This window comes from Pantoea sp. 1.19 (genome assembly GCF_001922585.1).
GTDB lineage: Bacteria > Pseudomonadota > Gammaproteobacteria > Enterobacterales > Enterobacteriaceae > 1-19.
In genome coordinates, this window is sequence record NZ_MRBS01000001.1 from 571,696 (window position 1) to 596,562 (window position 24,867).

Consider the following 24,867-nt stretch of genomic DNA (forward strand, 5'->3'; position numbering starts at 1 on the left):
TGTTTATTTTTCAGATTATGATTATACTTGCTGGCGAAACAGTTACTGCATAATCACCCCCATGTTTTATCATCATGCTATGGAAAAAATATGACCAAGCTTAAAGCAGTTATCCCGGTTGCGGGTCTCGGCATGCATATGCTGCCTGCTACAAAAGCCATTCCAAAAGAGATGTTGCCGATTGTCGATAAGCCGATGATTCAATATATCGTCGACGAGTGCGTGGCGGCCGGCATCAAGGAAATCGTACTGGTCACCCACGCCTCCAAAAACGCGGTTGAAAACCATTTTGATACCACTTATGAACTGGAAGCCCTGCTGGAAGCGCGCGTAAAACGCCAGCTGCTCAGCGAAGTCCAGGCCATTTGTCCGCCGGGCGTCACCATCATGAACGTGCGTCAGCCGCAGCCGCTGGGGCTCGGCCACGCGGTGCTCTGCGCCCGTCCGATGCTCAACGATCAGCCGTTTGTGGTGATCCTGCCGGACGTTATTATGGACACTACCACCACCGACCCGATGCGCTACAACCTGGCGGCCATGGTGGCCCGGTTTGAAGAGACCGGCCGCAGCCAGGTGCTGGCGCAGCATATGCCGGAATCGGACCTCAGCGAGTACTCGGTGATCGTCACCGACGCGCCGCTGGAGCGCGAAGAGAAAACCGGGCAGATCGCCCGCTTTGTCGAGAAGCCGGAACAGCCGCAGACGCTGAACTCCGACCTCGCGGCGGTGGGGCGCTATGTGCTCTCGGCCGATATTTGGGCCGAACTGGAAAAAACCGCGCCGGGCGCCTGGGGACGCATCCAGCTGACCGACGCCATCGCCAGCCTCAGCGCAAAGCAGCCGGTGGACGCCATGCTGATGAAAGGGCGCAGCTTTGACTGCGGCCGCAAGCTCGGCTATATGCAGGCGTTTGTCACCTACGGCCTGCGCAACCTCGAGCAGGGGCCGGCGTTCCGCGACAGCATCAAGGCGCTGCTGAATCGATAACCGCCGCGGCCGCGTCCGCGCGGCCGGAAGGAGAAACTATGGCTGTGTTGGTCACCGGCGGGGCCGGCTACATCGGCTCCCACACCGTGCTTGCCCTGCTGGCGCGCGGCGATGAGGTGGTGGTACTGGACAACCTGAGTAATGCCTCGGCGGAGTCGCTGCGTCGGGTTGCCCGACTCAGCGGCAAAGCGCCGCGGCTGATTGAGGGGGATATTCGTGACCGGCAGCGACTGCGCGACCTGTTGGCCACCGGGGCGATTCAGTCGGTGATTCATTTTGCCGGCCTGAAGGCGGTGGGGGAGTCGACGCGGGAGCCGCTGGCCTACTACCAGAATAACGTCAGCGGCACGCTGGTCCTGCTGGAAGAGATGCGGCGCGCCGGGGTCAGCCAGCTGATTTTCAGCTCGTCGGCGACGGTGTATGGCGCGCAGGCGAGCGTGCCCTACGTCGAAACCGCGGCGATCGGCGGCACCACCAGCCCGTACGGCACCTCCAAGCTGATGGTTGAGCAGATCCTGCGCGACGCCGCGCGGGCCGACAGCCGGTTTACCGCCATCGCGCTGCGCTACTTCAATCCGGTCGGCGCCCACCCGTCCGGCGAGATCGGCGAGGATCCCCACGGCATCCCCAACAACCTGCTGCCCTACATCGCCCAGGTGGCGGTGGGGCGCCTGCCGGCGCTGGGGGTGTTTGGCAACGACTACGACACCCCGGACGGCACCGGCGTGCGCGACTATATCCACGTGATGGATCTGGCCGAAGGGCACCTGAAGGCGCTGGATGCGCTGCCGCGCCAGGCCGGCTATCGCGCCTACAACCTCGGCGCCGGCCGGGGATATTCGGTACTGGAGATGGTGCGCGCCTTTGAACAGGCCTGCGGCCAATCCCTGCCGGTGACGATCAAAGCGCGCCGCGACGGCGACCTGGCGGCTTTCTGGGCCGATGCCAGCCTGGCGGATCGCGAGCTGGACTGGCGCGTCAGCCGCGGCCTGGCGGAGATGATGGCCGACACCTGGCGCTGGCAGCAAAACAATCCCCACGGCTACCGCTAAGCGGGATCCCCCCGACGGATAACAACAACGCCCGCACCGGGCGTTTTTCGTGTGGACGATCGTCAGCGCCTTCGCCGCGATGACGTCGGGAGGGCTATCTGAAAAGGTTCTACGATGAAAAAAACGCTTCGCAATAATATGCTCTCGTTATTTATTTTACAGGGATCCAACTACGTAATTTCGTTTATAACGTTCCCCTACCTGGTGCGCGTGCTGGGGCCGGAGCACTACGGGCAGATCGGTCTGGCCACCACCATCACTCAGTATCTGGTGCTGTTCGTCGATTTTGGTTTTAACCTGTGGGCCTCGCGGCGCATCGCCCGCGCCGGCAGCGATCGGCAAATCAGTACCCTTTACTGGAACGTGATGGCCGCCAAATTCATGCTGTTTTTGCTGTCGATTCTGATAGTCAACGGCATCGCGCTGAGTAGCTCGCGGCTGCAGGATATTCAGCCGCTGTTGAACATCCTGCTGATGCAGGTGCTGGGTACCGTGCTGCTGCCGGTCTGGTTCTTCCAGGGCATCGAGCGGATGAAGAACGTGACCCTCTCCTACATTCTGGCGCGCGGCGGCATCACCGTGCCGCTGACGTTTCTGCTGGTGAAAGACAACGGCGACGTGGTGATGGCGGCGGTGGTGCAGGGGGCCGGCATGCTCACCGCCGGACTGATTGCCAGCTGGCTGGTCTACCGCACCGGCATTATCCACCCGGCCAACGTGCGGCCTAAGCGCATTGCCCTGTCGCTGCGCGGCAGCCTGCCTATCTTTATGGGCGGCGTGGCAATCAGCCTCTACAGCCTGTCGACGCCGTTTGTGCTCGGATTCGTCAGCGACGACCACCAGGTGGGGCTGTACGTCGCTTCGGATAAGCTGCGTCAGGCGCTGATCGGCGTGTTCCTGGTGATGGGATCGGCGCTCTATCCGCGGGTGAATAAGCTGTTTAAAGAGTCGCGCGCGGCGGGGTTCGCCTTTGTCCGCAGGCTTGCCCTGATTGAGTGCAGCGTCACCGCGCTGTTCAGCCTCACGTTCTTCGCGCTGGCGCCCACCATCACCCACCTGGTGCTCGGCGATAAGTTTGACGATGCGGTCGGGATCATCCGGCTGATGGCGCCGATGATTTTCCTGATAACCACCTCGGTTATCATGAGCAACTATATTTTGCTGCCGCTGGGCTATGCGGCGATCTACGCTAGGCTGCCGTACTTCACCGGCGTGCTGCACCTCGCCTACGCGATGGTACTCTGCCGCGCCTTTGGCGCCTACGGCGGTGGAATGGCGATTTTGATCACCGAAATCCTCAGCTTTACGGTGCTGTTTACTCTCTGCTGGCGCAAAGGATTTATCCAGGAAGTCTTTCGCCGCGCCTGAATTTCCCACGGCGCCTGGAAAAAAGCCCGGCCGGCGGGTTGGGCTTTTTCCCGTGATTTCAGTCAGCTGGAAAATCATTTGCTAACGTGATGATGCCCGGGCGTGAAGATAAATGGGATAATTCTTAAACACAAATGTTAAAAAACGCCCGGCCCGGTGAATATAAAATCACCCGTTTCCGCCTGCGCTGCCGCTTTTTTGACACTCCGTAACGGAAACCTGATTTTTGCGCTTGTAAGTCGCCAGATATCGTTCCAAAATTGTTGCCAATTCTTACAGTCTTACGCTTTGCCTTTAGGGATATTCTCGTTAAACATTCCTCTGACCCTCATTACGCTGACTATGCTGGAGAGGGGGAAACCACCGGTGCGGACTGGCAGCCCCTTGCCAGGGGCGGTAGCGTGGTTTCAGCAGATGACAACTGGACTTTGGTGCACACATGCAAGAGATTGTCTGCGTTTTTCTGGGCGCGCTGGCGCTGCTGTTTGGCGCGCGTAAGGTGGCGCGTCGGGTTGGGCTGGTGGATAAGCCGAATGCGCGCAAGCACCACCACGGGCATATCCCGCTGGTGGGCGGCGTCTCCGTTTACCTCTCCCTGTGGATCCTCTACGCCCTGCAGCCGACGTGGCTGCCGGACTTTACCCTGTATATGCTGTGCGCCACCCTGCTGCTGCTGGTGGGGGTGCTGGACGACCGCTTCGACCTGCCGGTGCTGCCGCGCATGGGGCTGCAGGCGCTGGTGGCCTGCCTGATGATGTGGAGCGGCCTGTGGCTGCACAGCCTCGGCAACGTGCTGTTTGGCTATGAGCTGGCGCTCGGCGCCGCCGGTTATCTGGTCACCCTGCTGGCGGTGATCGCCGCGATCAACGCCTTTAATATGGTCGACGGCATCGACGGCCTGCTGGGGGCGCTCTCCTGCGTCACCTTTGGCGCGCTCGGGCTGGTGTTTAACCTCGCCGGCAATAGCGAGGTGGCGCTGTGGTGCCTGTGCCTGATGGCCGCCTGCCTGCCCTATATCCTGCTCAATCTTGGCATCCCGTGGGGGCGCAAATTTAAGGTGTTTATGGGCGACGCCGGCAGCACGCTGATCGGCTTTACGGTGATCTGGCTGCTGATCCTCGCCACCCAGGGGCACGATGCGGCGATGCGCCCGGTCACCGCCCTGTGGCTGATTGCGGTGCCGCTGATGGACATGCTGCGCGTGATGGTCACCCGCATTCGCCGCGGCGACAGCCCGTTCAAACCCGACCGCGAGCACCTGCACCACCTGCTGCAGCGCGCCGGCTTCAGCGGCCGCGGCACCCTGGCGCTGATGTTTGCCTTTGCGGTGCTGTTTGCCGCCTTTGGCATCCTGCTGGATCTCGGCCACGTTGGCGATTTCTGGCAGCTGGTGCTGTTTGCCGGCAGCTTTCTGCTGCTGAACACGGTGACGCGCGCGGCGGCAAAATTAAAACTGACATTTGAAAAACTGCTTGCCTTCAAATAACGGCGGCCGGCTGATGACACAGAGAGAATAATTAACGTGAAAATTTTGGTAACGGGCGGGGCCGGCTTTATCGGTTCGGCGGTGGTGCGCCACATCATTGATAACACCCAGGACGCGGTGGTTAACGTCGACAAGCTGACCTACGCCGGCAACCTGGAATCGCTGGAGAGCGTCGCCGGGTCACCGCGCTACGCCTTTGTGCAGGCGGACATCACCGACGCCGCGGCGATGCGCGCGGTGTTCCGCGACCACCAGCCCGACGCGGTGATGCACCTGGCGGCGGAAAGCCACGTCGACCGCTCGATAACCGGCCCGGCGGCGTTTGTCGAGACCAACGTGCAGGGCACGTATACGCTGCTGGAAGCGGCGCGGGCCTACTGGCAGAGCCTGGAGCCGGCGCGCCAGGCGGCGTTTCGCTTTCACCATATCTCGACCGATGAAGTCTATGGCGACCTGCCGCACCCGGACGAGTGGCAGAGCGCGGCGCCGCTGCCGCTGTTCACCGAGCAGACCCCCTACGCGCCGAGCAGCCCCTATTCCGCCTCCAAGGCCGCCAGCGACCACCTGGTGCGCGCCTGGCGGCGCACCTACGGCCTGCCGACGCTTATCACCAACTGCTCAAACAACTACGGGCCGTATCACTTCCCCGAGAAGCTGATCCCGCTGGTTATCCTCAACGCGCTGGAGGGCAAAGCGCTGCCGGTGTACGGCAAAGGCGACCAGATCCGCGACTGGCTCTACGTGGACGATCACGCCCGCGCGCTGTACCGCGTGCTGACCGCCGGCGAGGTGGGGGAGACCTACAACATCGGCGGCCACAACGAGAAGCAAAATATCGAGGTGGTGGAAACCATCTGCGCGCTGCTGGACGAGCTGGTGCCGCGGGCAACGCCCTACCGCGAGCAGATCGCCTGGGTGGCGGATCGCCCCGGCCACGACCGGCGCTACGCCATTGACGCCGGCAAAATCGCCCGCGAACTGGGCTGGCAGCCGCAGGAGAGCTTTGACAGCGGCATCCGCAAAACCGTGCAGTGGTATCTGGACAACACCCGGTGGGTGGAGAACGTAAAAAGCGGACAATACCAGTCGTGGATTGAGCAGCAGTATCAGGACCGGCAGTCATGAACATCCTGCTGTTAGGCAAAAACGGTCAGGTTGGCTGGGAGCTGCAGCGCGCGCTGGCGCCGCTGGGATCGCTGGTGGCGCTGGACTCCCGCGAAGGGGACCTGAGCCAGCCGGAGAGCCTGCGGCAAACGCTGCGCGCCATCCGGCCCGACGTGATTGTCAATGCGGCGGCGTATACCGCGGTGGATAAAGCCGAGAGCGAGAGCGATCGCGCCTGGCTGATTAACGCCGGGGCGGTGGCGCTGCTGGCGGAGGAGGCCCGCGCGGCCGGTGCGCTGCTGGTGCACTACTCCACCGATTACGTCTACCCCGGCGACGGCCAGCGCCCGTGGCGCGAAACCGACGCCACCGGGCCGCTCAACGTCTACGGCCAGAGCAAGCTGGCCGGCGAGCAGGCGATCCTGGCCGCCGGCGCGCGCCACCTGATCTTCCGCACCAGCTGGGTGTACGCAGCGCGCGGCAATAACTTTGCCAAAACCATGCTGCGGCTGGCGAAAGAGAAGCCAGCGCTGGCGGTGATCAACGATCAGCACGGGGCGCCCACCGGCGCCGATCTGATTGCTGATACCACCGCGCACGCCATTCGCGCGCTGCGGCAGCAGCCGGCCCTGAGCGGCACCTATCACCTGGCGGCGGCCGGCACCACCACCTGGTACGACTACGCCGCGCTGGTGTTTGCCGTCGCCCGCCAGCGGGGGATCCCGCTGGCGCTGACCGCCTGCAGCGCGGTGCCGACCAGCGCCTACCCGACGCCGGCGGCGCGGCCGCGCAACTCCCGGCTGGATCTGAGCCGCCTGGAGCAGACCTTTGGCCTGACGATGCCCGACTGGGAACGCGGCGTGCGCCGCATGCTGGACGAAGTACTCGATAATTAATCCTGTTCGCCCACAGGCCATGCGACGCATGGCCTGTTACTTTTTAGAGAATGATGAAATGAATCGCAAAGGTATTATTCTGGCCGGCGGATCCGGCACGCGTCTGTATCCGGTAACCATGGCGGTGAGCAAGCAGCTGCTGCCAATCTACGATAAGCCGATGATCTACTATCCGCTGACCACCCTGATGCTGGCCGGCATCAACGACATCCTGATTATCAGCACGCCGCAGGATACGCCGCGCTTTGAGCAGCTGCTCGGCGACGGCAGCCAGTGGGGCATCAATCTGCAGTATAAAGTGCAGGCCAGCCCGGACGGCCTGGCGCAGGCGTTTATTATCGGCGAAGCGTTTATCGGCAGCGACAGCTGCGCGCTGGTGCTGGGCGACAATATTTTCTACGGCCACGATCTGCCGAAGCAGCTGGAGGCGGCGGTGCAGCAGCCGTCCGGCGCCACCGTGTTTGCCTATCACGTTAACGATCCGGAGCGCTACGGCGTGGTGGAGTTTGATACCGCCGGCAAGGCCATTTCGCTGGAGGAGAAGCCGCAGCAGCCGAAGAGCAACTACGCGGTCACCGGCCTCTATTTTTACGATAACGACGTGGTGGCGATGGCCAAAAGCCTCGCGCCCTCGCCGCGAGGCGAGCTGGAGATAACCGACATCAACCGCCTCTACCTCGAGCGGGAGCGCCTGTCGGTGGCCATGATGGGCCGCGGCTATGCCTGGCTGGATACCGGCACCCACCACAGCCTGATTGAGGCCAGCAACTTTATTCAGACCATTGAAGAGCGGCAGGGGCTGAAGGTGGCCTGTCCGGAAGAGATAGCCTACCGCAAAGGCTTTATTGACGCGGAGCAGGTGCGCACGCTGGCGGCGCCGCTGGCGAAAAACCACTACGGGCAATATCTGCTGAAGATGATCAAGGACCATTAAGATGAACGTAATTAAGACTGCCATTCCGGACGTGCTGATTTTTGAACCCCGGGTGTTTGGCGACGAGCGCGGCTTCTTTTTTGAAAGCTTTAACCAGAACGTGTTTGAAGAGGCGGTGGGGCGCAAGGTGACGTTTGTCCAGGACAACCACTCCAAATCGACCCGCGGCGTACTGCGCGGCCTGCATTACCAGCTGGCGCCCTACGCGCAGGGCAAGCTGGTGCGCTGCGTTGCCGGTGAGGTGTTTGACGTGGCGGTGGATATCCGCAGGGACTCTGCGACCTTCGGCCAGTGGGTCGGGGTAAACCTGTCCGCGGAGAACAAGCGCCAGCTGTGGATCCCGGAAGGATTTGCGCATGGGTTCTATGTCCTGTCCGAAACCGCAGAGTTTGTTTATAAAACAACAAATTTTTATTCAAAGGAGCATGATCGCGGAATTATTTGGAATGATGAGAAAATTAATATTAACTGGGGCGTTAAAGAACCTATTCTCTCAGAGAAAGACAGTACTAATCGCCTCTTTGAAGAGGTGGAATATTTTTAATGCCTCTAAATATGATATATAAATGAATATATTAAAAAATAGCGTCTGGAATCTGTGTGGGTATGTGCTACCCACACTAATTGCAATACCGGCATTGGGGTATATGGCAAGAGGTTTAGACGCGGAAATATTTGGGGTGTATACTATTGCTATTGCTGTAGTTGGGTACTCAGGGATATTCGACGTGGGTCTCTCCAGAACAGTAATCAGAGAAATAGCATTACACAGAAATAATACAGAAGAGCGAAAAAAAATAATCTCTACCAGTCTGATATTTTTGATGATTTTTAGTTTGATAGGAGCTTTAATTTTATATTTTTCTTCTGGTTGGATTGTTAACGCATTGAAAATCAGCAAGGACAATCTAGAAGATGTCAATGCTGCGTTTAAACTACTTTCATTTTGTATCCCATTATTTATTCTTAACCAGTTATGGGTTTCAATCTTGGAAGGGGATGAGAGTTTTGGGATTGTTAATATTCAAAAGGCTATATCCAGTTCCTTTATATCGGGCTTGCCGGCTATTTTTGTTTATTACAATCCTACGTTGACCTCAGCCATAAATGGTTTAATTCTCTCTAGATTAATAGCAGTAGTCTTAGCATTCTTTTTTGTTAGAAAAGATATTTTTATTTCTGGTCTTAGATTTTATAGTGCAACCTTCCGAAGGCTCATATTTTTCGGTGGTTGGATTACAGTCAGTAATATCATTAGTCCGATAATGGTCTACTTCGACAGGTTTATAGTTTCTAATATTATAGGGGCAGGAAAAGTGGCATTTTACTCTGCACCATCGGAAGCTATTCTAAGATTAGGAATAATTCCTGCTGCGATTGGCCGAGCCGTCTTCCCAAGATTAAGTAATTCATTATCAGCAGATGAATATCATAAAAATACACGTCTTTCTTTTCTTATAACGGCTATTGTTTGCTTACCAACGGTGGTTATAGGTTGCTTGCTGACACCAATTGTACTTAATCTTTGGCTGGGGCCGGAATATGCAGAAAAATCCTCGTTAGTCTTAAATATACTATTGTTTGGTTTTTTCTTTAATGCACTGGCGATGATCCCTTTTAGTGGCATTCAAGCTATTGGTAGAGCAAAAATTACAGCATTTCTTCATTGTTTTGAATTAGTGCCTTACTTATGCCTTCTAATAATGCTTGTAAAATTTTATGGTATCACCGGTGCTGCAATCGCATGGAGTGTAAGAGTAATTGTGGACTTCTTAATTCTGACCTATATACATAACAAACTAACGCATACTTATAATTGGTCATGACAATATTATATCAAGAGGCAACTTTGAAAGATATATTCGCGATTATAGTTACTTATAATCCACAATTAGAAAACCTACTATCTTTAGTAAAGCAATTAAATTCGCAGAAATGTAATGCAATAATTATTGACAATAGCAAAGAAAGTAGTCTAATTGAATTATCATTAAATGAGAGTGTTGATTGCAAAATTATCAGTTTAGGTGAAAATAAAGGCATTGCAGCTGCACAAAATATTGGAATACAGCATGCATTATCACATAAAGCAAAAAAGATAATTTTTTTTGATCAAGATAGTAGTATTTCAGAAGAGTTTATTAATAAACTTAGTTCATATATTGATGATAAATGTGTAAATATCGTTGGTCCCACATTTATAGACAGAGATAAGGGGCATTATTACCCTATTTGTCACGTCACAAAAAAAGGATTAAGAAAAAAAATAATCATTTCTAAGGATATGCAAGCTTTTACAACATCTATTACTATTTCTTCAGGTACTATGGTAACTTCCGAACTGTTAGAAAAAGTAGGTGGGATGTCTGAGGATCTATTTATCGATTATGTTGACACGGAATGGTGCTTGCGTTGTTTTCAGTTTGGGGAGCTTGTCCATGTACTTCCCGAGGTCACGATGGTTCATGCGATAGGCGATAACTCCATCAAAATTTTAGGGGTTAACGTCCCCGTTCATTCTCCTTTACGGCGTTATTATCGGGTTAGAAATTCATTTTTATTGCTCAGGTATGATAATGTTCCAAAGTTATTATGCTTTAGAGAGATAATATTCTCTTTTATTCATACGGCTATAATTATTTGCACGCAAAAAAGAAAATATTCTTATTTAAAGTATTATTTTAAAGGGCTTTTTGACGGAGTAATGAATAAAAAGGGCGCTATTGATGAGTCTCGATAAGATGCCGTGCGTAGCTGTACTTACAGCTACTTATAATGGTGAAAAATGGATTAAAGAACAGCTTGAGTCAATTATTAATCAAGTAGGTGTTAGGGTTGATATCTTTATATCAGACGATGAATCGACTGATAAAACGTTAGATATTTGTTATGAAATGGAAAGTGTAAATCAGAACATTACTATTCTTCCAAATGTTGGTAAATTTGGAGGTGCTGGTAAAAATTTCTATAGATTAATAAGGGATGTTGATTTAGATAAATATGATTACGTTTCATTTAGCGACCAAGACGATATATGGTTTAAGGATAAATTGCAGGTTGCAATAGAATTTTTGAAATCATCTGATTCTGAATGCTACTCAAGCAATGTAATGGCATTTTATGAATCAGGAAAAGAAGTTTGTATAAACAAGGCGCAAAAACAAACTAAATATGATTGTTTTTTTGAAGCAGCCGGCCCCGGATGTACTTATGTTTTAAGTTACAAATCAATTTCAAAATTTAAACTTTTCCTAAAAGATAATGAGAACATCATTAACCAAATAGATCTTCATGACTGGTTAATATATGCATTTTGCAGGAAAAATAAATTTAAATGGACAATTGATAGTCGTGTAGGATTGAATTACAGGCAACATAATAATAATCAGGTAGGTGCTAATGTATCTATAAAAGCAAAGTTTAAAAGACTTAAGCTTGTAAAAAACAAATGGTACAGACATCAAGTAACTAAAATATCTAACCTGCTTCATACTGATGAAAGAGTTGAGTTTATTAATTTTTGCTTGAGTAAAGGCTACTTAGGTAACATTTTACTTTCCTTAGTTTTTTGGCGATTAAGGAGAAAGTTTTCTGATAAGTTCTTCCTTTTAGCAATTCTTCTACTAAATTTATTCTAATTAAAATGGTGCCATATGGAGAACGCTAATAAATTATTTATCTTCTTAATTACTACTGAGATCATAATTGGTGGAGGCGGGAGATTACTGGATCCTCTTGGCCTATTTCCATTAAGGTATCTCTTTTTTGCTATATCCTTTGTTTTTTTAATTCTTAATTTCATTACTGGCTATAATACAATAAGTAAAAAAATGTTTTTGTTTTTTTTATTGATTATGACTTTTCCTTTTTATGGCGCATTGCTAGGAGCTATATATGGTCGGGATGTTAATGATATAGCGTTTGATTTACAACCCTATGCATACTCATTTTTTTTGTTATATATTTTTTCTTTAAAGCCTTCGTTAAAAGAATACTTATTTAATTACTTTATTAAATGCATAAAGTATTTCTCAATAATAACTTCATGTTTTTATATTTTTTATGTCATTCTTTTGCATGCGGGCTTTATAGATTTTATTAGATTTTACAATGTACTATCGCTAACTGATGAATTCTTTTTTAGACCTAGTGGCGCTTTTTTCTCAAAATCATTCTTCTTTTTTGGGATTGCTTCCGTAATATTTTTCATTGAAAGGAAGTACTTTTTCACGTTATTGTTGCTTTTAGCTATATTGCTTACAGAAACTCGTGGAGTGTTCTTGTTTGCATGCCTTGCAATTCTAGCTACAAGTTTTAGACTGAATAAGATGTATATTAACCTGTTAGTTGTAATGGTTGGCTTACTCTCTTTTTTAGCTTTGATGGTTTTGGTTGGGGACAGGGGCGGAGATTCCGACTCGGTTAGAATTAACGATTGGAACTATTTCATTGCAAACTCCAACTTAACATCTTTAATTTTCGGTACAGGCTTTGGTACTCATTTTTTTGAAAGGCTAAGGATAGAGGTAGTACCTCTTGAAATTCTTCAGAAGACCGGTCTTATAGGTGTTGTCGTATCGATACTACCCGTACTTCTACTCATTAGAAAAGGGTTTAATAAATTAGCCAGAAACACAGACTTGGTAATGTCAGGAATACTCATATTCAGCTTGGGTGTTTCAATTACTAATCCTTTTTTGTATACTCCCATGGGTATTTTTGTGCTTGGTGTTTCGGCTATTGCTATTTTGAGTGAAAAAAGTGCCAAAGATGAATTAAGTAAAGGCTCACTCAAAAGAGGCCGAAATATTAAAACCGGTTATATAGGCTAAATTAGTCTTTTGCACCAATTGCTATCTTCAAGCAAGAAAAATGAGTTACTATTAAAGCCTTGTGGTATCAATCAACACCATAGAACTTCCAGACAGGAGTATGTAATGTCCAAGCAACAAATCGGCGTTGTGGGTATGGCGGTAATGGGCCGCAACCTGGCACTCAACATCGAGAGCCGCGGCTACACGGTCTCTATCTTCAACCGCTCGCGCGAGAAAACCGACGAGGTGATGGCGGAGAACCCGGGCAAGAAACTGGCGCCGTTTTACAGCGTGGAAGCCTTTGTCGAATCACTGGAGAAGCCGCGCCGCATTCTGCTGATGGTGCAGGCGGGTGAAGCCACCGACAAGACCATCGCGTCGCTGATCCCGCACCTTGATAAGGGCGATATCCTGATCGACGGCGGTAACACCTTCTATAAAGACACCATCCGCCGCAATAAAGAGCTGTCTGAGCAGGGCTTTAACTTTATCGGCACCGGCGTCTCCGGCGGCGAAGAGGGCGCGCTGAAGGGCCCGTCCATTATGCCGGGCGGGCAGAAAGAGGCCTACGAGCTGGTCGCTCCGATTCTGGACAAGATTGCCGCCCGCGCCGACGGCGAAGCCTGCGTCGCCTACATGGGGCCGGACGGTGCCGGTCACTACGTCAAGATGGTGCACAACGGCATTGAATACGGCGATATGCAGCTGATTGCCGAAGCCTACGCGCTGCTGAAAAACGCCCTGAACCTGAGCAACGACGAGCTGGCGAAAACCTTCAGCGAGTGGAACGCCGGCGAGCTGAGCAGCTACCTGATCGATATCACCAAGGATATCTTCACCAAAAAAGATGAGCAGGGTCACTACCTGGTCGACGTGATTCTGGATGAGGCGGCCAACAAAGGCACCGGCAAGTGGACCAGCCAGAGCTCGCTGGATCTCGGCGAGCCGCTGTCGCTTATCACCGAATCGGTGTTTGCCCGCTACCTCTCCTCGCTGAAGGCCCAGCGCGTGGCGGCGTCGAAAGTGCTGACCGGCCCGCAGGTGACGCCGTTCACCGGCGACAAGGCCGCGTTTATTGAGAAAGTGCGTCGCGCGCTGTACCTCGGTAAAATCGTCTCCTATGCGCAAGGCTTCTCGCAGCTGAAGGCCGCCTCCACCGAGAACAACTGGAACCTGCACTACGGCGAAATCGCCAAGATTTTCCGCGCCGGCTGCATCATCCGCGCCCAGTTCCTGCAGAAGATAACCGATGCCTACGCCGATAACGCGGATATCGCCAACCTGCTGCTGGCGCCGTACTTTAAAAACGTGGCCGATGAGTACCAGCAGGCGCTGCGCGACGTGGTGGCCTATGCGGTGCAGAACGGGATCCCCACCCCGACCTTCTCTGCGGCCATCGCCTACTACGACAGCTACCGCTCCGCGGTGCTGCCGGCCAACCTGATTCAGGCCCAGCGCGACTACTTCGGCGCGCACACGTACAAGCGCATCGATAAAGAGGGCGTTTTCCACACCGAGTGGATGGAATAAGCCGGTCACATTTGTAAAAAAACCTCCCGCCGGGAGGTTTTTTTTTACGAATTTTCAGACAATTCAGCTCGTTTTGCGCGCCGAAAATCTATACTTTATCCCACTTTGCAGTGTTTTTTTCGTGGATAACTTTTTTACGGTGGCCCGCCCTGATGAGCAAACATAACGATAACCTTCCCGACCCCTCCGCCCTGCGGCAAACCTTCTACAACCAGGACGACGAGCTGGATCTGCTCGATCTGCTGGCCCAGCTGTGGCGCGGTAAAGCCTGGATCCTCGGCAGCGCGCTGGTCTGCCTGCTGCTGGCCGGCGTCTACCTGATGGTGGCTAAACAGAAGTGGACCTCCGAGGCGATCGTCACCCAGCCCAGCGCCGGCCAGGTGGCCAACTATAACGTCGCGCTGAACGTGCTGTACGCGCAGTATCCGCAGGATAAGCTGGGCATTGCCGATCTGCAGCAGCAGCTGTTTGGCCGCTTCAGCGCCTCGATGTATGCCGAGGCCAACGCGCTGCAAAACCTCGAAGATCCGCTGAATCTGAAGGTTGAGCCGGTAACCAAAGGCGACAAAGAGCCGCTGAGCATCAAATACACCGGCGAGAGCGCCCGGCAGGCGCAGCAGCAGGTGACCCACTACATTAAAATCGTCAACGATCAGGTGGTGGATGACTACGGCGCGGACATCAGGCGCAACCTGGCGGTGAAGGAGCGCGAGCTGAAGGACTCGCTGGCCTCCAAAGAGAAGGTGCTGGAAGATAAGAAGCAGCAGCGGCTGGACGTGCTGCGTCAGGCGCTGAAAATTGCCGAGGCGGCAAACATCAGCGAATCGCGTCTGACCCAGGCGGAGTTCCTCTCCGATGACACCCTCTATCTGCTGGGGTCGAAGCCGCTGGCGGCAATGATCGCCAATGAATCCACCAAGCCGCTGGCGTTTGACGATGACTACTACGCCACCAAGCGCGCGCTGTCGGCGATTCAGACCCTGAAGATTCAGGTGGATAACCTGCAGTCGTTCCGCTACATCATGCAGCCGGACCTGCCAATCCGCCGCGACAGCCCGAAAAAGGCGCTGGTCATCGTGCTGGCGGTGCTGCTGGGCGGCATGCTGGGCGCCGGCATTGTGCTGGGGCGCAATCTGCTGGCTAATTATCAGCGGCGTAACTAATTCTACACACTAATATAAATAGTGCGCCTAGCGGCGCACATGACCAAATAAAAATTTGATAACCATGCACAATGAAATAAATATAATCAGGTCAAAAGAATAGTTCATGGTAAATAAATGCTTGTTTAAGTCACGATAGCCTTCTCCCAGAAAACTTATATAGAATTGTGAAAGGGATAATGAACTTAAGAAAAAGAGGGAAGTGGCATATCGTTTTTTATACAATACCAGAGATACAATCATCAAAAAGAAAGACAGAGGTATTCTCAGGTCTTTTAATAACATGTCTTTAACCTCCTGAACTTTTATCAGCCATCCTCCTTTGCTATTTATAAGCTTAATTGATTTGAAAACGTGAAAGTAATCTTCAGAAAGCTGGCTTTTGATTCCGGTATCAAATGGAAGTTTTAAAAGAATAACTGGGTTTTTTAAAATTAAAATCAGGCTATCCTTTAAACCATGATCTGCGGTAGAGTTATAACAACTTTCTCCTATTTGAGTTGAAATAGCCCCTTTGTCTAGATCGAACTCATTGCCCCATGCATCAATACCGATACATTTTTCGTCTGCCCAGGAGGGATTTTGTTTGTGATTAATTTTATTATAGAGGAGAGTTCCAAAATATAAAGAATGATAACTGTTTACCTTCGTTGCGCTTGGTGAGAAAACAGAAAATGAAATGGCGATCAGTAGCGATAACAGCAGGGATAAGTGTAATTTTATATTACTGTTTTTCTTGAAAATGAACTCACAAAAAGAGACTAAAATAGGTACATAAAAAAACTGTGATTTCGCAGTCGCTATTATTGCAGTAGCGCTAACCATTATGATGAAGTCAAAATTAGAACGTTTCTCTTTTATGAGCATAACCAGAATCAGAGGTATAAGGGTGATTACGATCTGCTCTTGATAAAATGCTGTGAATTGCGAAAGAATCGAGGGTGTGATCAAAGGGATTATCAGGAAAGGGAAAAATAGAATGAAAATCCTTTTTTTTATAATCTCTTTGAATAACATATAAAGGAATAAGATATAGATTAGTTTAGATAATGACGCCCATATTCTCAGGTCGAAACTATGCGTAAAAAATGAGATAATATAAGCATAGCCATACAATATGAAACTGAATGAACTCTTATAGTCATATGAAAGTATGTGATTGAAACTATCCCTCATCGGATAGATTAAAACATCATCGGTGGAAAATTGTGCTATTCCTTGCATAAAAGGAGTGATGGCTCTATCAAAGTCACCCGTGTTAAACATCCATACATCTATGCTTTCATGACAAACAAATAAAAATAATACTGTAATAAAAATATTGGTTGCTAACTTTGTCATTTCACATCTCTTTTTAAAATGTATTTAGGTCTACTTTTCACTTCAACGTAGATACGTCCAATATATTCGCCCAGGACACCAATCCCAATAAGCTGAACTCCACCTAAAAATAGAATCGATACCAAAATTGAAGGATATCCCCTAACTGCATTACCAAAGGCAATGGTGTCGAAAATCATCCATGCACCATAAACAAAGGCTATCCCGGCTACCAATAACCCAATATAGGTCCACATACGAAGAGGGAAGGTCGAAAAACTAGTAATGCCTTCAAGGGCGAGGTTCCACAGCTTCCAGCCGTTAAACTTGGAGTCTCCGGCAACTCTCTCGGCTCTGGAGTATTCAACCACATCAGTCCGTCCGCCGACCCAACTAAGAACCCCTTTCATAAACAGATTTCGCTCAGGAAGAAGCTTAATGCTCTCCACTATAGCCCGTGACATCAGGCGAAAATCACCGACGTTCTCTTCAATTTTTGGATTGCTAATTTTATTATGCAGTTTGTAGAACCATTCGGCGGTTTTACGCTTCAGTCGCCCATCGGTTGATCTGTCCGTGCGTTTTGCAAGAACCATATCTGCACCCGCCTGCCATTTCTCAATCAGCTTAGGGATAACATCAATAGGATCCTGCAGATCTACATCGATAGGGATTATGGCTTCGCCCGTGGCGTGCTCCAGCCCGGCAAACAGCGCCGGCTCTTTGCCGAAGTTGCGCGTAAATGACAAAGCAACCACTAGCGGATCGGCAATCGCTAAAGAATCAATAATTGACTCGGTGGCATCCTTACTGCCGTCGTTAATAAAGATTATCTCAACTTCATGCTGCCTGAGCTCTCCAAATTCGCGTACTGCTTTATAGAAGATAGGGATAGCATCTTCTTCATTAAAAACCGGAACAACCAGAGATATTTTCATTTCGATTCCCTGAACACTATATACTTGGAATAAATAAACCCGCAGACGAGACTAATTGCAGAAAAACCCGCCAGTGTGATCAGCGTCGGCATTGCACATTTGTCAGCTACCCAGCCGACCAGCGCAGCTGTGCTGCCCATGAATACCACGTACAGCATGTAGCGCAACGTCGTGGTTTCGCTGTTAAACGTCCATTTTGCATTGGCGAAAAAAGAGAAGGTTACCGCGATGCAAAATGCACCAAAGTTCGCCAGCGCCTGGCTGACCCCAGCGGTATGCAGAATCACATAAAATGCTACCCAGTGGATTGCGGTGTTGAGCACCCCAATCGAGAGGTATCGCGCAAAAAGCTTGAACATAGGTTTACTCTGAAAAAATTTGCTGATAATGCTACCATCGAATACGCGTATAGCAAGGATTTGTAAATCATTTTATCAATGTTTTAGCATGGTTTGTCGTTTTAAGCCTGCAGCCTGGTAATCAATTTAACCGATAGGTTTATCTCTTTTTGATAGGTTTAGCCAATGAATAATCGATGGTTTTACTCATCGATTAAGAGGGCCGGAATTGTTCTGGACGAAAATGCATTACCGGTTGAGCGGCAGTGAGGAACGAGACACGAGGTTTGACGTGTGCACTGTTTGAACTGGGCCAGCATAGTGGGCGACTGAGTGTGTGAACTCAAAAAAGTGACTCACATGACGAAGCCGGCATTAACTATAAAGAAGATGCGTGAGCATAATACGGCCGAATTTCGCCATGAACTCCTGAATCTTGCTGAGCGTATATCGGTGTGACGACCGTGCGTAAGACACTGAGCGACCCATCTTCGCCGGACCTGCCAATCCGCCGCGACAGCCCGAAAAAGGCGCTGGTCATCGTGCTGGCGGTGCTGCTGGGCGGCATGCTGGGCGCCGGCATCGTGCTGGGGCGCAATCTGCTGGCTAATTATCAGCGGCGCACGCTGCCGTGATCCCTGAACCGGCCGCTGGCCGGTTTTTTTTGGCCTCGTGCCGGTCGCGCAGGCGGCGTTATCTGCGGGCGAATGAGCAGCAGTGCGCGCCGCTCTGAGGGTAACAACCGGCCAGCTGGCCGGTTTTTTTATGCGCTCGCCCGGTCAGCCATGCCGCTGGCGCAGGTTGGCAATGATGGCGCTCAGATCGAGATCCTGATCCTGCAGCAGCACCATCAGGTGATACAGCAGGTCCGAGGCCTCGTTGGTCAGCTCCTCGCGGTCGCGTACCGTAGCGGCCAGCGCGGTTTCGACGCCCTCTTCGCCGACCTTCTGCGCGATGCGCTTGGTGCCGCTGGCGTACAGCCGCGCGGTGTAGGAGCTCTGCGGATCGGCAGTTTTACGCGCCGCCAGCAGCTGCTCCAGCTGCCACAGAAAGGTCCACTCCGGCGCCGCCGGCGAGAAGCAGCTGCTGGTGCCGAGGTGGCAGGTCGGGCCAATCGGGTCGGCCAGAATCAGCAGGGTGTCGTTATCGCAGTCCGGGGTCAGGCTGCGGGCCTGCAAAAAGTGGCCGGAGCTCTCCCCCTTGGTCCACAGCCGCTGTTTGGTGCGCGAGTAGAAGGTGACGTGACCGCTCTGCAGCGTGGCCTCCAGCGCTTCGCGGGTCATATAGCCGTGCATCAGCACCTCGCCGGAGACCCGATGTTGCACAATGGCCGGCATCATACCGTCGGTTTTTTCCCAGTTAAGCCGGGCCAGCTGTTGCTCAGTTAACACCGCGAATCTCCACGTCCTGTTCGGCAAGGAAGGTTTTCAGCTCGCCGATATTGATTATCTGTTTGTGAAAGACGGACGCGGCCAGCGCGCCGTCAACGCTGGCCTGCTGAAAGGCCTGCAGAAAGTGCTCCGGAGTGCCGGCGCCGCCGGACGCAATCAGCGGCACGCGACAGCGCGCGCGCACCTGCTGCAGCTGCACCAGGTCGTAGCCGTTGCGCACGCCGTCCTGGTTCATCATATTCAGCACGATCTCACCGGCGCCGAGGCGCTGCACCTCCTCGACCCAGTCGAGGGTCTGCCATGCGGTGACGCGGGTGCGGCTTTCGTCGCCGGTATACTGATTCACGTGGTAGGTGCCGGTGGCGTCGTCATACCAGCTGTCGATGCCGACCACGATGCACTGGGTGCCAAAGCGCGCCGCCAGGCGACCGATCAGCGCCGGGTCGGCCAGCGCCGGAGAGTTAATGGAGATTTTGTCGGCGCCAAACGACAGGATCTGCGCGGCGTCTTCCACCGAGCGGATGCCGCCGGCGACGCAGAAGGGGATATCGATCACCTCCGCGACCCGCGCCACCCAGCTCTTGTCGACCACCCGGCCGTCGGAAGAGGCGGTGATGTCGTAGAAGACCAGCTCGTCTGCGCCCTCTTCGGCATAGCGCTGCGCCAGCGGCACGATGTCACCAATGATTTCGTGATGGCGAAACTGCACGCCTTTTACCACCTGGCCGTCGCGTACGTCCAGGCAGGGGATTATCCGTTTTGCCAGCATGCGATGGCCTCCTCGGTGGTGAATTTACCTTCCAACAGCGCCCGGCCGACGATAACGCCCTGCGCGCCGCTGCCGCGCAGGGCGGCGATGTCCGCCAGCGAGCCGATGCCGCCGGAGGATTGAAACGCCACCTGCGGATAGCGGGCGGCTATCTCCTGGTACAGCGCGACGTTCGAGCCGGCCAGGGTGCCGTCGCGGGAGATATCGGTGCACAGCACGTGCCGCAGCCCGACGTCGGCGAACGTCTCAATCACCGCCTCCAGCGTCACGCCGGCCGCTTCCTGCCAGCCGCTGATCGCCACGTTTTTGCGGTTGTGCGCATCAATGCGCACGTCCAGCGCCAGCACGATCGCCTCGGCGCCAAACGCGCGGAACCAGGCCCTGACCTCGTCCGGTTGGGTGACGGCGGTCGAGCCGACCACCACCCGCGCGACGCCGGCGTCAAGCAGGGCGCGTACGTCGTCGCGGGTGCGGATACCGCCGCCCACCTGCACCGGCACCGAGACGCCGGCCACCAGCGTTTTCAGCAGCGCAATCTGCCGCCGCGCCGGATCTTTTGCCCCGGTCAAATCCACCAGGTGGAGCAGGGCGGCGCCCTGGCGCTGGTAGGCCTGCAGCCGCGGCAGCGGGTCGCTGCCGTAGTCGCGCTGCTGCGCGTAGTCGCCCTGGTGCAGGCGCACTACGCTGCCGTCGATTAAATCTAAAGCCGGGATGATCATACGCCTTACATCTCCAGGAAATTTTTGATCAGCTGCGCGCCGGCCTGGCCCGATTTTTCCGGGTGGAACTGCACGCCGTAGAAATTGTCTTTTTGCACCGCGGCGGTGAACGGATCGCCATACTGGCACTGGGCGACGGTGTATTCGTTTACCGGCATCGCGTAACTGTGCACAAAGTAGAACCATGCCCGTTCATCGATGCCGCGGAACAGGTGGTGTCCCGCCTGCGGCTGAATCTGGTTCCAGCCCATGTGCGGCAGCGGCAGGCCGCGATCGGCCATCTGCTGCACCGGGTGCGGGACGATCCCAAGCGTCGGCACGCCGCCGTTTTCGTCGCTGTTGCTGCCCAGCAGCTGCATCCCGAGGCAGATCCCAAGCGTCGGCTGGGTGCAGGCCTTGATAAGCTCAATCAGCTCGCGCTCGCGCAGCTGATCCATCGCCGCCTGGGCGGTGCCCACGCCGGGCAGAAACAGCTTGTCGGCGCGCAGTACCACGTCGGCGTCGCGGCTCACTTCCGGCGTGTAGCCCTGCCGCTGTACCGCCCACTTCACCGACGACAGGTTGGCGCAGCCGGTATCCAGGATCACCACTTTCATTACAGCACTCCTTTTGAGCTGGGCAGGGTGTTGCCCTCGACGCGGATCGCCTGGCGCAGCGTACGGCCAAACACCTTGAACAGGCTCTCGACCCGGTGGTGATCGTTTTTGCCTTTGGTTTTCAGGTGCAGGGTGCTGGCCATGGTGTAGGAGAGCGAGCGGAAAAAGTGCTCCACCATCTCGGTGCTCAGATCGCCGACCCGCTGGTAAGTGAATTCGGCTTTAAACTCCAGGTGCGGCCGGCCGGAGATGTCCAGCGCGCAGCGCGCCAGGCACTCGTCCATCGGCAGCACAAAGCCAAAGCGGCCGATACCGTGCTTGTCGCCCAGCGCCTTCAGCAGGGCTTCACCCAGCGCCAGTCCGGTGTCCTCCACGGTGTGGTGATCGTCAATGTACAGATCGCCGTTCACCGTGATGTTCATGCGAAAACCGCCGTGGGTGCTTATCTGATCCAGCATGTGATCGAAGAAGCCCACGCCGGTGCTGATCTGGCTGTCGCCCTCGCTATCCAGCCACACCTCGACGGTAATTTGCGTCTCTTTGGTGTTGCGCTGCACTTTCGCGTAGCGGTCGCGGCGGGTCAGGCGCTGGGTGATAGCGGGCCAGTCCAGCCCCTCCGGCCCGTAGCGCAGGCCGGTGATGCCCATATTGCTGGCCAGCTGCAGATCGGTCAGGCGGTCGCCGATCACGTAGCTGTTGGCGGCGTCCATCGCCCCTTCGGTCAGCCATGCCGCAACCAGCGCGGTGTTCGGCTTGCGGCAGTTGCAGCCCTCTTCCGGCAGGTGTGGGCAAATCAGCACCGCGTCGAAGACCACGCCCTGCGAGGTCAGTATCTGCATCATCAGGTTGTGCGGGCCGTCAAAATCGGCCTGTGGAAAGCGATCGCTGCCCAGTCCGTCCTGGTTGGTAACCATCACCAGGCGGAAGCCGGCCTGCTGCAGCGCCAGCAGTGACGGCACCACCGCCGGCTCAAAGGCCAGCTTGTCCATCCGGTCCACCTGATAGTCGGTGGGCGGCTCGCTGATCAGGGTGCCGTCGCGATCGATAAAGAGGGTCTTCTGGGTCATGCTTGCTCCGTTGACGTTCCGGCGCCGGGCAGCGGGCGCAGGGCGGTAATAAGGCGTTCACACTCGGTGCGGGTGCCGATGCTGATGCGCAGACAGCCGGAAAGGCCGGGCTGTCGGTTCTGGTCACGCAGAATGATGCCCTGATCCCAGAGCGTTTTAAAGACCTGTTCGGCGGCCGTGAAGCGCACCAGCAGGTAGTTGGTTTCGCTGGGAAACACCGACGCCACGCAGGGGCAGTCGGCCAGCGCGTCGGCCAGCCAGCGGCGGTTCTCCGAAAGCGTAGCCACCTGCTGACGCATCTGCGCCAGCCCCGCCTCGCTCAGCGCCTGAGCGGCCAGATCGGCCACCGGGGTAGAGAGCGGGTAGGGGGCAATCACCTTCAACAGCAGGGCGATCACCTCCGGCCGGGCGAGGGTAAAGCCGCAGCGCAGGCCGGCCAGCGCAAACGCCTTTGACAGGGTACGCAGCACCACCAGGTGCGGATAGTCGGCGATCCAGCCGGCCACCGACGCCTGCGGGCAGAATTCGATATAGGCCTCATCTGCCACCACCAGCGCGTTGCCGGCGGTGATGGCCAGCAGCTGACGCAGATCGTCGGGATTGATGGGGTTGCCGGTCGGGTTATTCGGGCTGCAGACGAAAATCACTTTTACGCCGTCCAGCTGCGCGGTGATGGCCGGCAGATCCAGCTGCCAGTCCGCCCGCGCGGGCACCGTACGGCAGGCCACGCCGAGGGTTTCCGCACTGACGCTGTACATGCCGTAGGTCGGCGGGCAGAACAGTACCGCATCTTCGCCCGGCTCGCAGAACGCGCGGATCAGCAGTTCAATGCCCTCGTCGGCGCCGCGGCTGACCAGCACCTGCTCGGGCGCCAGGCCGGCGTAGGCGGCATAGCGGGCAATCACCTCCGCCGGCTGACACTCCGGGTAGCGGTTCAGCGTCTGCTGGGAGAGCTGCCAGTCGCGGGTCAGCGGATACTCGTTGGCATTCAGCCAGACATCGCCGTTGCCGCCGAGGCGGCGGGCGGACTGGTAGGGGGTCAGGGCGCGGACGTTGGCGCGCGCCAGCTCGGTAATGGAACGACTCATGCTTGCTCCTTCAGCGCGGCCACGCGCAGGGTCACGGCATTTTTATGCGCCGTCAGCTGCTCGGCCGCCGCCAGGGTTTCGATGGTGCTGGCCAGTCCGCTAAAGCCCGCCGGGCTCAGCTCCTGTACGGTCATTCGCTTCTGAAAATCGGCCAGGCCGAGGCTGGAGTGGGTGGCGGTATAGCCGTAGGTCGGCAGCACGTGGTTGGTGCCGGAGGCGTAATCGCCGGCCGACTCCGGCGACCAGTCACCGAGAAACACCGAGCCGGCGCTGGTGATATCGTCCACCAGCGCGCGGGCGTTGCGGGTCTGAATGATCAGGTGTTCCGGCCCGTACTGATTAGAAATCGCCACGCACTGCGCCAGATCGTCTGCGACGATCAGCCGGCTGCTGGCCAGCGCCTGGCGGGCGGTGTCCGCCCGGCTCAGGCTGGCCAGCTGCGCGTCTACCGCCTCGGCCACCTGCTGCGCCATCGCCGCGGACGGCGTCAGCAGGATCACCTGCGAGTCGGGGCCGTGCTCGGCCTGCGACAGCAGATCGGAGGCGACAAACGCCGGGGTGGCGCCCGCATCGGCAATCACCAGCACTTCCGACGGCCCGGCCGGCATATCGATCGCCGCGCCGTCGAGGCGCTGGCTGACCTGGCGCTTCGCTTCGGTTACCCAGGCGTTGCCGGGACCAAAAATCTTCGCCACTTTCGGCACGGTTTCGGTGCCAAACGCCAGCGCGGCAATCGCCTGCGCGCCGCCGACCTGATACACCTCCTCCACGCCGCACAGCGCGGCGGCGTAGAGGATCTCATCGGCAATCGGCGGCGGGGAGCAGAGCACCACCCGGCCGCAGCCGGCGAGGCTGGCCGGCGTGGCCAGCATCAGCACGGTGGAGAACAGCGGCGCTGAGCCACCGGGAATATAGAGCCCGACCGAGGCCAGCGGGCGGGTCAGCTGCTGGCAGCGCACCCCCGGCTGGGTCTCGATGTCGACGTCCGGCAGGCGCTGCGCCTGGTGAAAGGCAGTGATATTGCTGACCGCCACCGCCATCGCCTGCTTCAGCGCGTCGCTGAGCCGCGCGCCGGCCCCGGCTATCTGCTCTGCGCTGACCCGCAGCGCGGTCACCTCGGCGCTATCAAAGGCGGCGCTGTAGTCGCGCAGCGCGTCATCGCCGCGACGCTTGACGTTGTCCAGAATGCTGCCGACCGTGGTGCGAATGCTGTCCGACGCGGAAACCGCCGGGCGCATCAGCAGCGCGCGCTGCTCCTCTGCGCTGAGCGTCGACCACGTATACAGGGTATTGAACGTGTTCATCTG

General features: G+C 54.8%; 24 protein-coding genes and 1 pseudogene. 15 read left to right on the forward strand and 10 right to left on the reverse strand.

Going from position 1 to position 24,867, the window contains the following annotated elements:
• The first annotated feature begins 90 nt into the window (after positions 1–90).
• From galF to wzzB, 14 genes are all read left to right on the forward strand, one after another.
• Entirely contained in the window at positions 91–987 is an 897-nt protein-coding gene (gene galF, locus BS626_RS02930; protein ID WP_075180888.1) for a UTP--glucose-1-phosphate uridylyltransferase GalF, read from the forward strand.
• 38 nt (positions 988–1,025) lie between these two features.
• Positions 1,026–2,039, forward strand: coding sequence for a UDP-glucose 4-epimerase GalE (gene galE / locus BS626_RS02935; RefSeq protein ID WP_075180889.1), 1,014 nt, complete (start codon positions 1,026–1,028; stop codon positions 2,037–2,039).
• Between the two features lie 114 nt (positions 2,040–2,153).
• Positions 2,154–3,407 carry a flippase gene (locus BS626_RS02940; protein ID WP_075180890.1) on the forward strand — a complete coding sequence of 418 codons (1,254 nt, stop codon included), beginning with the start codon at positions 2,154–2,156 and terminating at the stop codon, positions 3,405–3,407.
• 439 nt (positions 3,408–3,846) lie between these two features.
• Positions 3,847–4,893, forward strand: coding sequence for a UDP-N-acetylglucosamine--undecaprenyl-phosphate N-acetylglucosaminephosphotransferase (wecA, locus tag BS626_RS02945; RefSeq protein ID WP_075180891.1), 1,047 nt, complete (start codon positions 3,847–3,849; stop codon positions 4,891–4,893).
• A 36-nt stretch (positions 4,894–4,929) separates the two neighbouring features.
• A complete protein-coding gene (gene rfbB / locus BS626_RS02950; protein ID WP_075180892.1) occupies positions 4,930–6,018 on the forward strand; it encodes a dTDP-glucose 4,6-dehydratase in 1,089 nt (362 codons plus the stop codon).
• Positions 6,015–6,893, forward strand: a complete 879-nt coding sequence (gene rfbD / locus BS626_RS02955; RefSeq protein WP_075180893.1) for a dTDP-4-dehydrorhamnose reductase — start codon at positions 6,015–6,017, stop codon at positions 6,891–6,893. The genes rfbB and rfbD overlap by 4 nt, the downstream gene beginning before the upstream one ends.
• A 58-nt stretch (positions 6,894–6,951) precedes the next feature.
• Positions 6,952–7,827: a glucose-1-phosphate thymidylyltransferase RfbA gene (rfbA, locus tag BS626_RS02960; RefSeq protein WP_075181120.1), complete on the forward strand. Its 876-nt coding sequence runs from the start codon at positions 6,952–6,954 to the stop codon at positions 7,825–7,827.
• A 1-nt stretch (position 7,828) separates the two neighbouring features.
• Positions 7,829–8,371 carry a dTDP-4-dehydrorhamnose 3,5-epimerase gene (gene rfbC / locus BS626_RS02965; protein WP_075180894.1) on the forward strand — a complete coding sequence of 181 codons (543 nt, stop codon included), beginning with the start codon at positions 7,829–7,831 and terminating at the stop codon, positions 8,369–8,371.
• A gap of 22 nt (positions 8,372–8,393) precedes the next feature.
• Complete coding sequence (locus tag BS626_RS02970; RefSeq protein ID WP_075180895.1) at positions 8,394–9,653, forward strand: flippase; 1,260 nt, start codon at positions 8,394–8,396, stop codon at positions 9,651–9,653.
• Positions 9,654–9,676: 23 nt separating this feature from the next.
• Positions 9,677–10,567, forward strand: coding sequence for a rhamnosyltransferase (locus BS626_RS02975; RefSeq protein WP_240494249.1), 891 nt, complete (start codon positions 9,677–9,679; stop codon positions 10,565–10,567).
• Positions 10,554–11,465: a glycosyltransferase gene (locus BS626_RS02980; protein WP_083615877.1), complete on the forward strand. Its 912-nt coding sequence runs from the start codon at positions 10,554–10,556 to the stop codon at positions 11,463–11,465. Before BS626_RS02975 ends, BS626_RS02980 begins: the two co-directional genes overlap by 14 nt.
• 15 nt (positions 11,466–11,480) lie before the next feature.
• A complete protein-coding gene (locus tag BS626_RS02985) occupies positions 11,481–12,659 on the forward strand; it encodes a polymerase (protein WP_075180897.1) in 1,179 nt (392 codons plus the stop codon).
• A gap of 105 nt (positions 12,660–12,764) precedes the next feature.
• A complete protein-coding gene (gene gndA / locus BS626_RS02990) occupies positions 12,765–14,171 on the forward strand; it encodes an NADP-dependent phosphogluconate dehydrogenase (RefSeq protein WP_075180898.1) in 1,407 nt (468 codons plus the stop codon).
• Positions 14,172–14,323: 152 nt separating this feature from the next.
• Positions 14,324–15,334, forward strand: coding sequence for an LPS O-antigen chain length determinant protein WzzB (gene wzzB, locus BS626_RS02995; RefSeq protein WP_083615878.1), 1,011 nt, complete (start codon positions 14,324–14,326; stop codon positions 15,332–15,334).
• Between the two features lie 27 nt (positions 15,335–15,361).
• On the opposite strand, the gene BS626_RS03000 is transcribed toward wzzB, so the two are convergent.
• The 3 genes from BS626_RS03000 to BS626_RS03010 are packed head-to-tail and all read right to left on the reverse strand — an operon-like array spanning position 15,362 to position 17,951.
• Positions 15,362–16,675 (reverse strand): hypothetical protein, encoded by a 1,314-nt coding sequence (locus BS626_RS03000; RefSeq protein ID WP_075180899.1) that lies wholly within the window; start codon positions 16,673–16,675, stop codon positions 15,362–15,364.
• Positions 16,672–17,592 (reverse strand): glycosyltransferase family 2 protein, encoded by a 921-nt coding sequence (locus tag BS626_RS03005; RefSeq protein ID WP_075180900.1) that lies wholly within the window; start codon positions 17,590–17,592, stop codon positions 16,672–16,674. The genes BS626_RS03000 and BS626_RS03005 overlap by 4 nt, the downstream gene beginning before the upstream one ends.
• A complete protein-coding gene (locus tag BS626_RS03010; RefSeq protein WP_075180901.1) occupies positions 17,589–17,951 on the reverse strand; it encodes a GtrA family protein in 363 nt (120 codons plus the stop codon). Before BS626_RS03010 ends, BS626_RS03005 begins: the two co-directional genes overlap by 4 nt.
• A 473-nt stretch (positions 17,952–18,424) precedes the next feature.
• Here BS626_RS03010 and BS626_RS03015 point away from each other — a divergent pair.
• Positions 18,425–18,565: pseudogene (locus BS626_RS03015) on the forward strand (GNVR domain-containing protein); the annotation flags it as partial.
• Between the two features lie 144 nt (positions 18,566–18,709).
• On the opposite strand, the gene hisIE reads toward BS626_RS03015, so the two are convergent.
• The 7 genes from hisIE to hisD are packed head-to-tail and all read right to left on the reverse strand — an operon-like array spanning position 18,710 to position 24,864.
• The gene (gene hisIE / locus BS626_RS03020; protein ID WP_075180902.1) at positions 18,710–19,321 is read right to left on the reverse strand and encodes a bifunctional phosphoribosyl-AMP cyclohydrolase/phosphoribosyl-ATP diphosphatase HisIE; all 612 of its coding nucleotides are present in this window, start codon (positions 19,319–19,321) and stop codon (positions 18,710–18,712) included.
• Entirely contained in the window at positions 19,311–20,090 is a 780-nt protein-coding gene (gene hisF / locus BS626_RS03025) for an imidazole glycerol phosphate synthase subunit HisF (protein WP_075180903.1), read from the reverse strand. Before hisF ends, hisIE begins: the two co-directional genes overlap by 11 nt.
• On the reverse strand, positions 20,072–20,809 hold the full coding sequence (gene hisA / locus BS626_RS03030) for a 1-(5-phosphoribosyl)-5-[(5-phosphoribosylamino)methylideneamino]imidazole-4-carboxamide isomerase (protein WP_075180904.1): 738 nt from the start codon (positions 20,807–20,809) through the stop codon (positions 20,072–20,074). The genes hisF and hisA overlap by 19 nt, the downstream gene beginning before the upstream one ends.
• 5 nt (positions 20,810–20,814) lie before the next feature.
• Positions 20,815–21,405: an imidazole glycerol phosphate synthase subunit HisH gene (gene hisH, locus BS626_RS03035; RefSeq protein WP_075180905.1), complete on the reverse strand. Its 591-nt coding sequence runs from the start codon at positions 21,403–21,405 to the stop codon at positions 20,815–20,817.
• A complete protein-coding gene (gene hisB / locus BS626_RS03040) occupies positions 21,405–22,472 on the reverse strand; it encodes a bifunctional histidinol-phosphatase/imidazoleglycerol-phosphate dehydratase HisB (RefSeq protein WP_075180906.1) in 1,068 nt (355 codons plus the stop codon). Before hisB ends, hisH begins: the two co-directional genes overlap by 1 nt.
• A complete protein-coding gene (hisC, locus tag BS626_RS03045; RefSeq protein ID WP_075180907.1) occupies positions 22,469–23,560 on the reverse strand; it encodes a histidinol-phosphate transaminase in 1,092 nt (363 codons plus the stop codon). The genes hisB and hisC overlap by 4 nt, the downstream gene beginning before the upstream one ends.
• A complete protein-coding gene (gene hisD / locus BS626_RS03050) occupies positions 23,557–24,864 on the reverse strand; it encodes a histidinol dehydrogenase (RefSeq protein ID WP_075180908.1) in 1,308 nt (435 codons plus the stop codon). The genes hisC and hisD overlap by 4 nt, the downstream gene beginning before the upstream one ends.
• Between the last annotated feature and the right edge of the window lie 3 nt (positions 24,865–24,867).

What these genes read in the sequence shown, in the direction of transcription:
- galF (WP_075180888.1), top strand. Translation starts at nt 91, where the DNA reads ATGACCAAGCTTAAAGCAGTTATCCCGGTTGCGGGTCTCGGCATGCAT.
- galE (WP_075180889.1), top strand. Translation starts at nt 1,026, where the DNA reads ATGGCTGTGTTGGTCACCGGCGGGGCCGGCTACATCGGCTCCCACACC.
- BS626_RS02940 (WP_075180890.1), top strand. Translation starts at nt 2,154, where the DNA reads ATGAAAAAAACGCTTCGCAATAATATGCTCTCGTTATTTATTTTACAG.
- wecA (WP_075180891.1), top strand. Translation starts at nt 3,847, where the DNA reads ATGCAAGAGATTGTCTGCGTTTTTCTGGGCGCGCTGGCGCTGCTGTTT.
- rfbD (WP_075180893.1), top strand. Translation starts at nt 6,015, where the DNA reads ATGAACATCCTGCTGTTAGGCAAAAACGGTCAGGTTGGCTGGGAGCTG.
- rfbA (WP_075181120.1), top strand. Translation starts at nt 6,952, where the DNA reads ATGAATCGCAAAGGTATTATTCTGGCCGGCGGATCCGGCACGCGTCTG.
- rfbC (WP_075180894.1), top strand. Translation starts at nt 7,829, where the DNA reads ATGAACGTAATTAAGACTGCCATTCCGGACGTGCTGATTTTTGAACCC.
- BS626_RS02970 (WP_075180895.1), top strand. Translation starts at nt 8,394, where the DNA reads ATGAATATATTAAAAAATAGCGTCTGGAATCTGTGTGGGTATGTGCTA.
- BS626_RS02980 (WP_083615877.1), top strand. Translation starts at nt 10,554, where the DNA reads ATGAGTCTCGATAAGATGCCGTGCGTAGCTGTACTTACAGCTACTTAT.
- BS626_RS02985 (WP_075180897.1), top strand. Translation starts at nt 11,481, where the DNA reads ATGGAGAACGCTAATAAATTATTTATCTTCTTAATTACTACTGAGATC.
- gndA (WP_075180898.1), top strand. Translation starts at nt 12,765, where the DNA reads ATGTCCAAGCAACAAATCGGCGTTGTGGGTATGGCGGTAATGGGCCGC.
- wzzB (WP_083615878.1), top strand. Translation starts at nt 14,324, where the DNA reads ATGAGCAAACATAACGATAACCTTCCCGACCCCTCCGCCCTGCGGCAA.
- BS626_RS03000 (WP_075180899.1), bottom strand. Translation starts at nt 16,675, where the DNA reads ATGACAAAGTTAGCAACCAATATTTTTATTACAGTATTATTTTTATTT.
- BS626_RS03005 (WP_075180900.1), bottom strand. Translation starts at nt 17,592, where the DNA reads ATGAAAATATCTCTGGTTGTTCCGGTTTTTAATGAAGAAGATGCTATC.
- BS626_RS03010 (WP_075180901.1), bottom strand. Translation starts at nt 17,951, where the DNA reads ATGTTCAAGCTTTTTGCGCGATACCTCTCGATTGGGGTGCTCAACACC.
- hisF (WP_075180903.1), bottom strand. Translation starts at nt 20,090, where the DNA reads ATGCTGGCAAAACGGATAATCCCCTGCCTGGACGTACGCGACGGCCAG.
- hisA (WP_075180904.1), bottom strand. Translation starts at nt 20,809, where the DNA reads ATGATCATCCCGGCTTTAGATTTAATCGACGGCAGCGTAGTGCGCCTG.
- hisH (WP_075180905.1), bottom strand. Translation starts at nt 21,405, where the DNA reads ATGAAAGTGGTGATCCTGGATACCGGCTGCGCCAACCTGTCGTCGGTG.
- hisB (WP_075180906.1), bottom strand. Translation starts at nt 22,472, where the DNA reads ATGACCCAGAAGACCCTCTTTATCGATCGCGACGGCACCCTGATCAGC.
- hisC (WP_075180907.1), bottom strand. Translation starts at nt 23,560, where the DNA reads ATGAGTCGTTCCATTACCGAGCTGGCGCGCGCCAACGTCCGCGCCCTG.
- hisD (WP_075180908.1), bottom strand. Translation starts at nt 24,864, where the DNA reads ATGAACACGTTCAATACCCTGTATACGTGGTCGACGCTCAGCGCAGAG.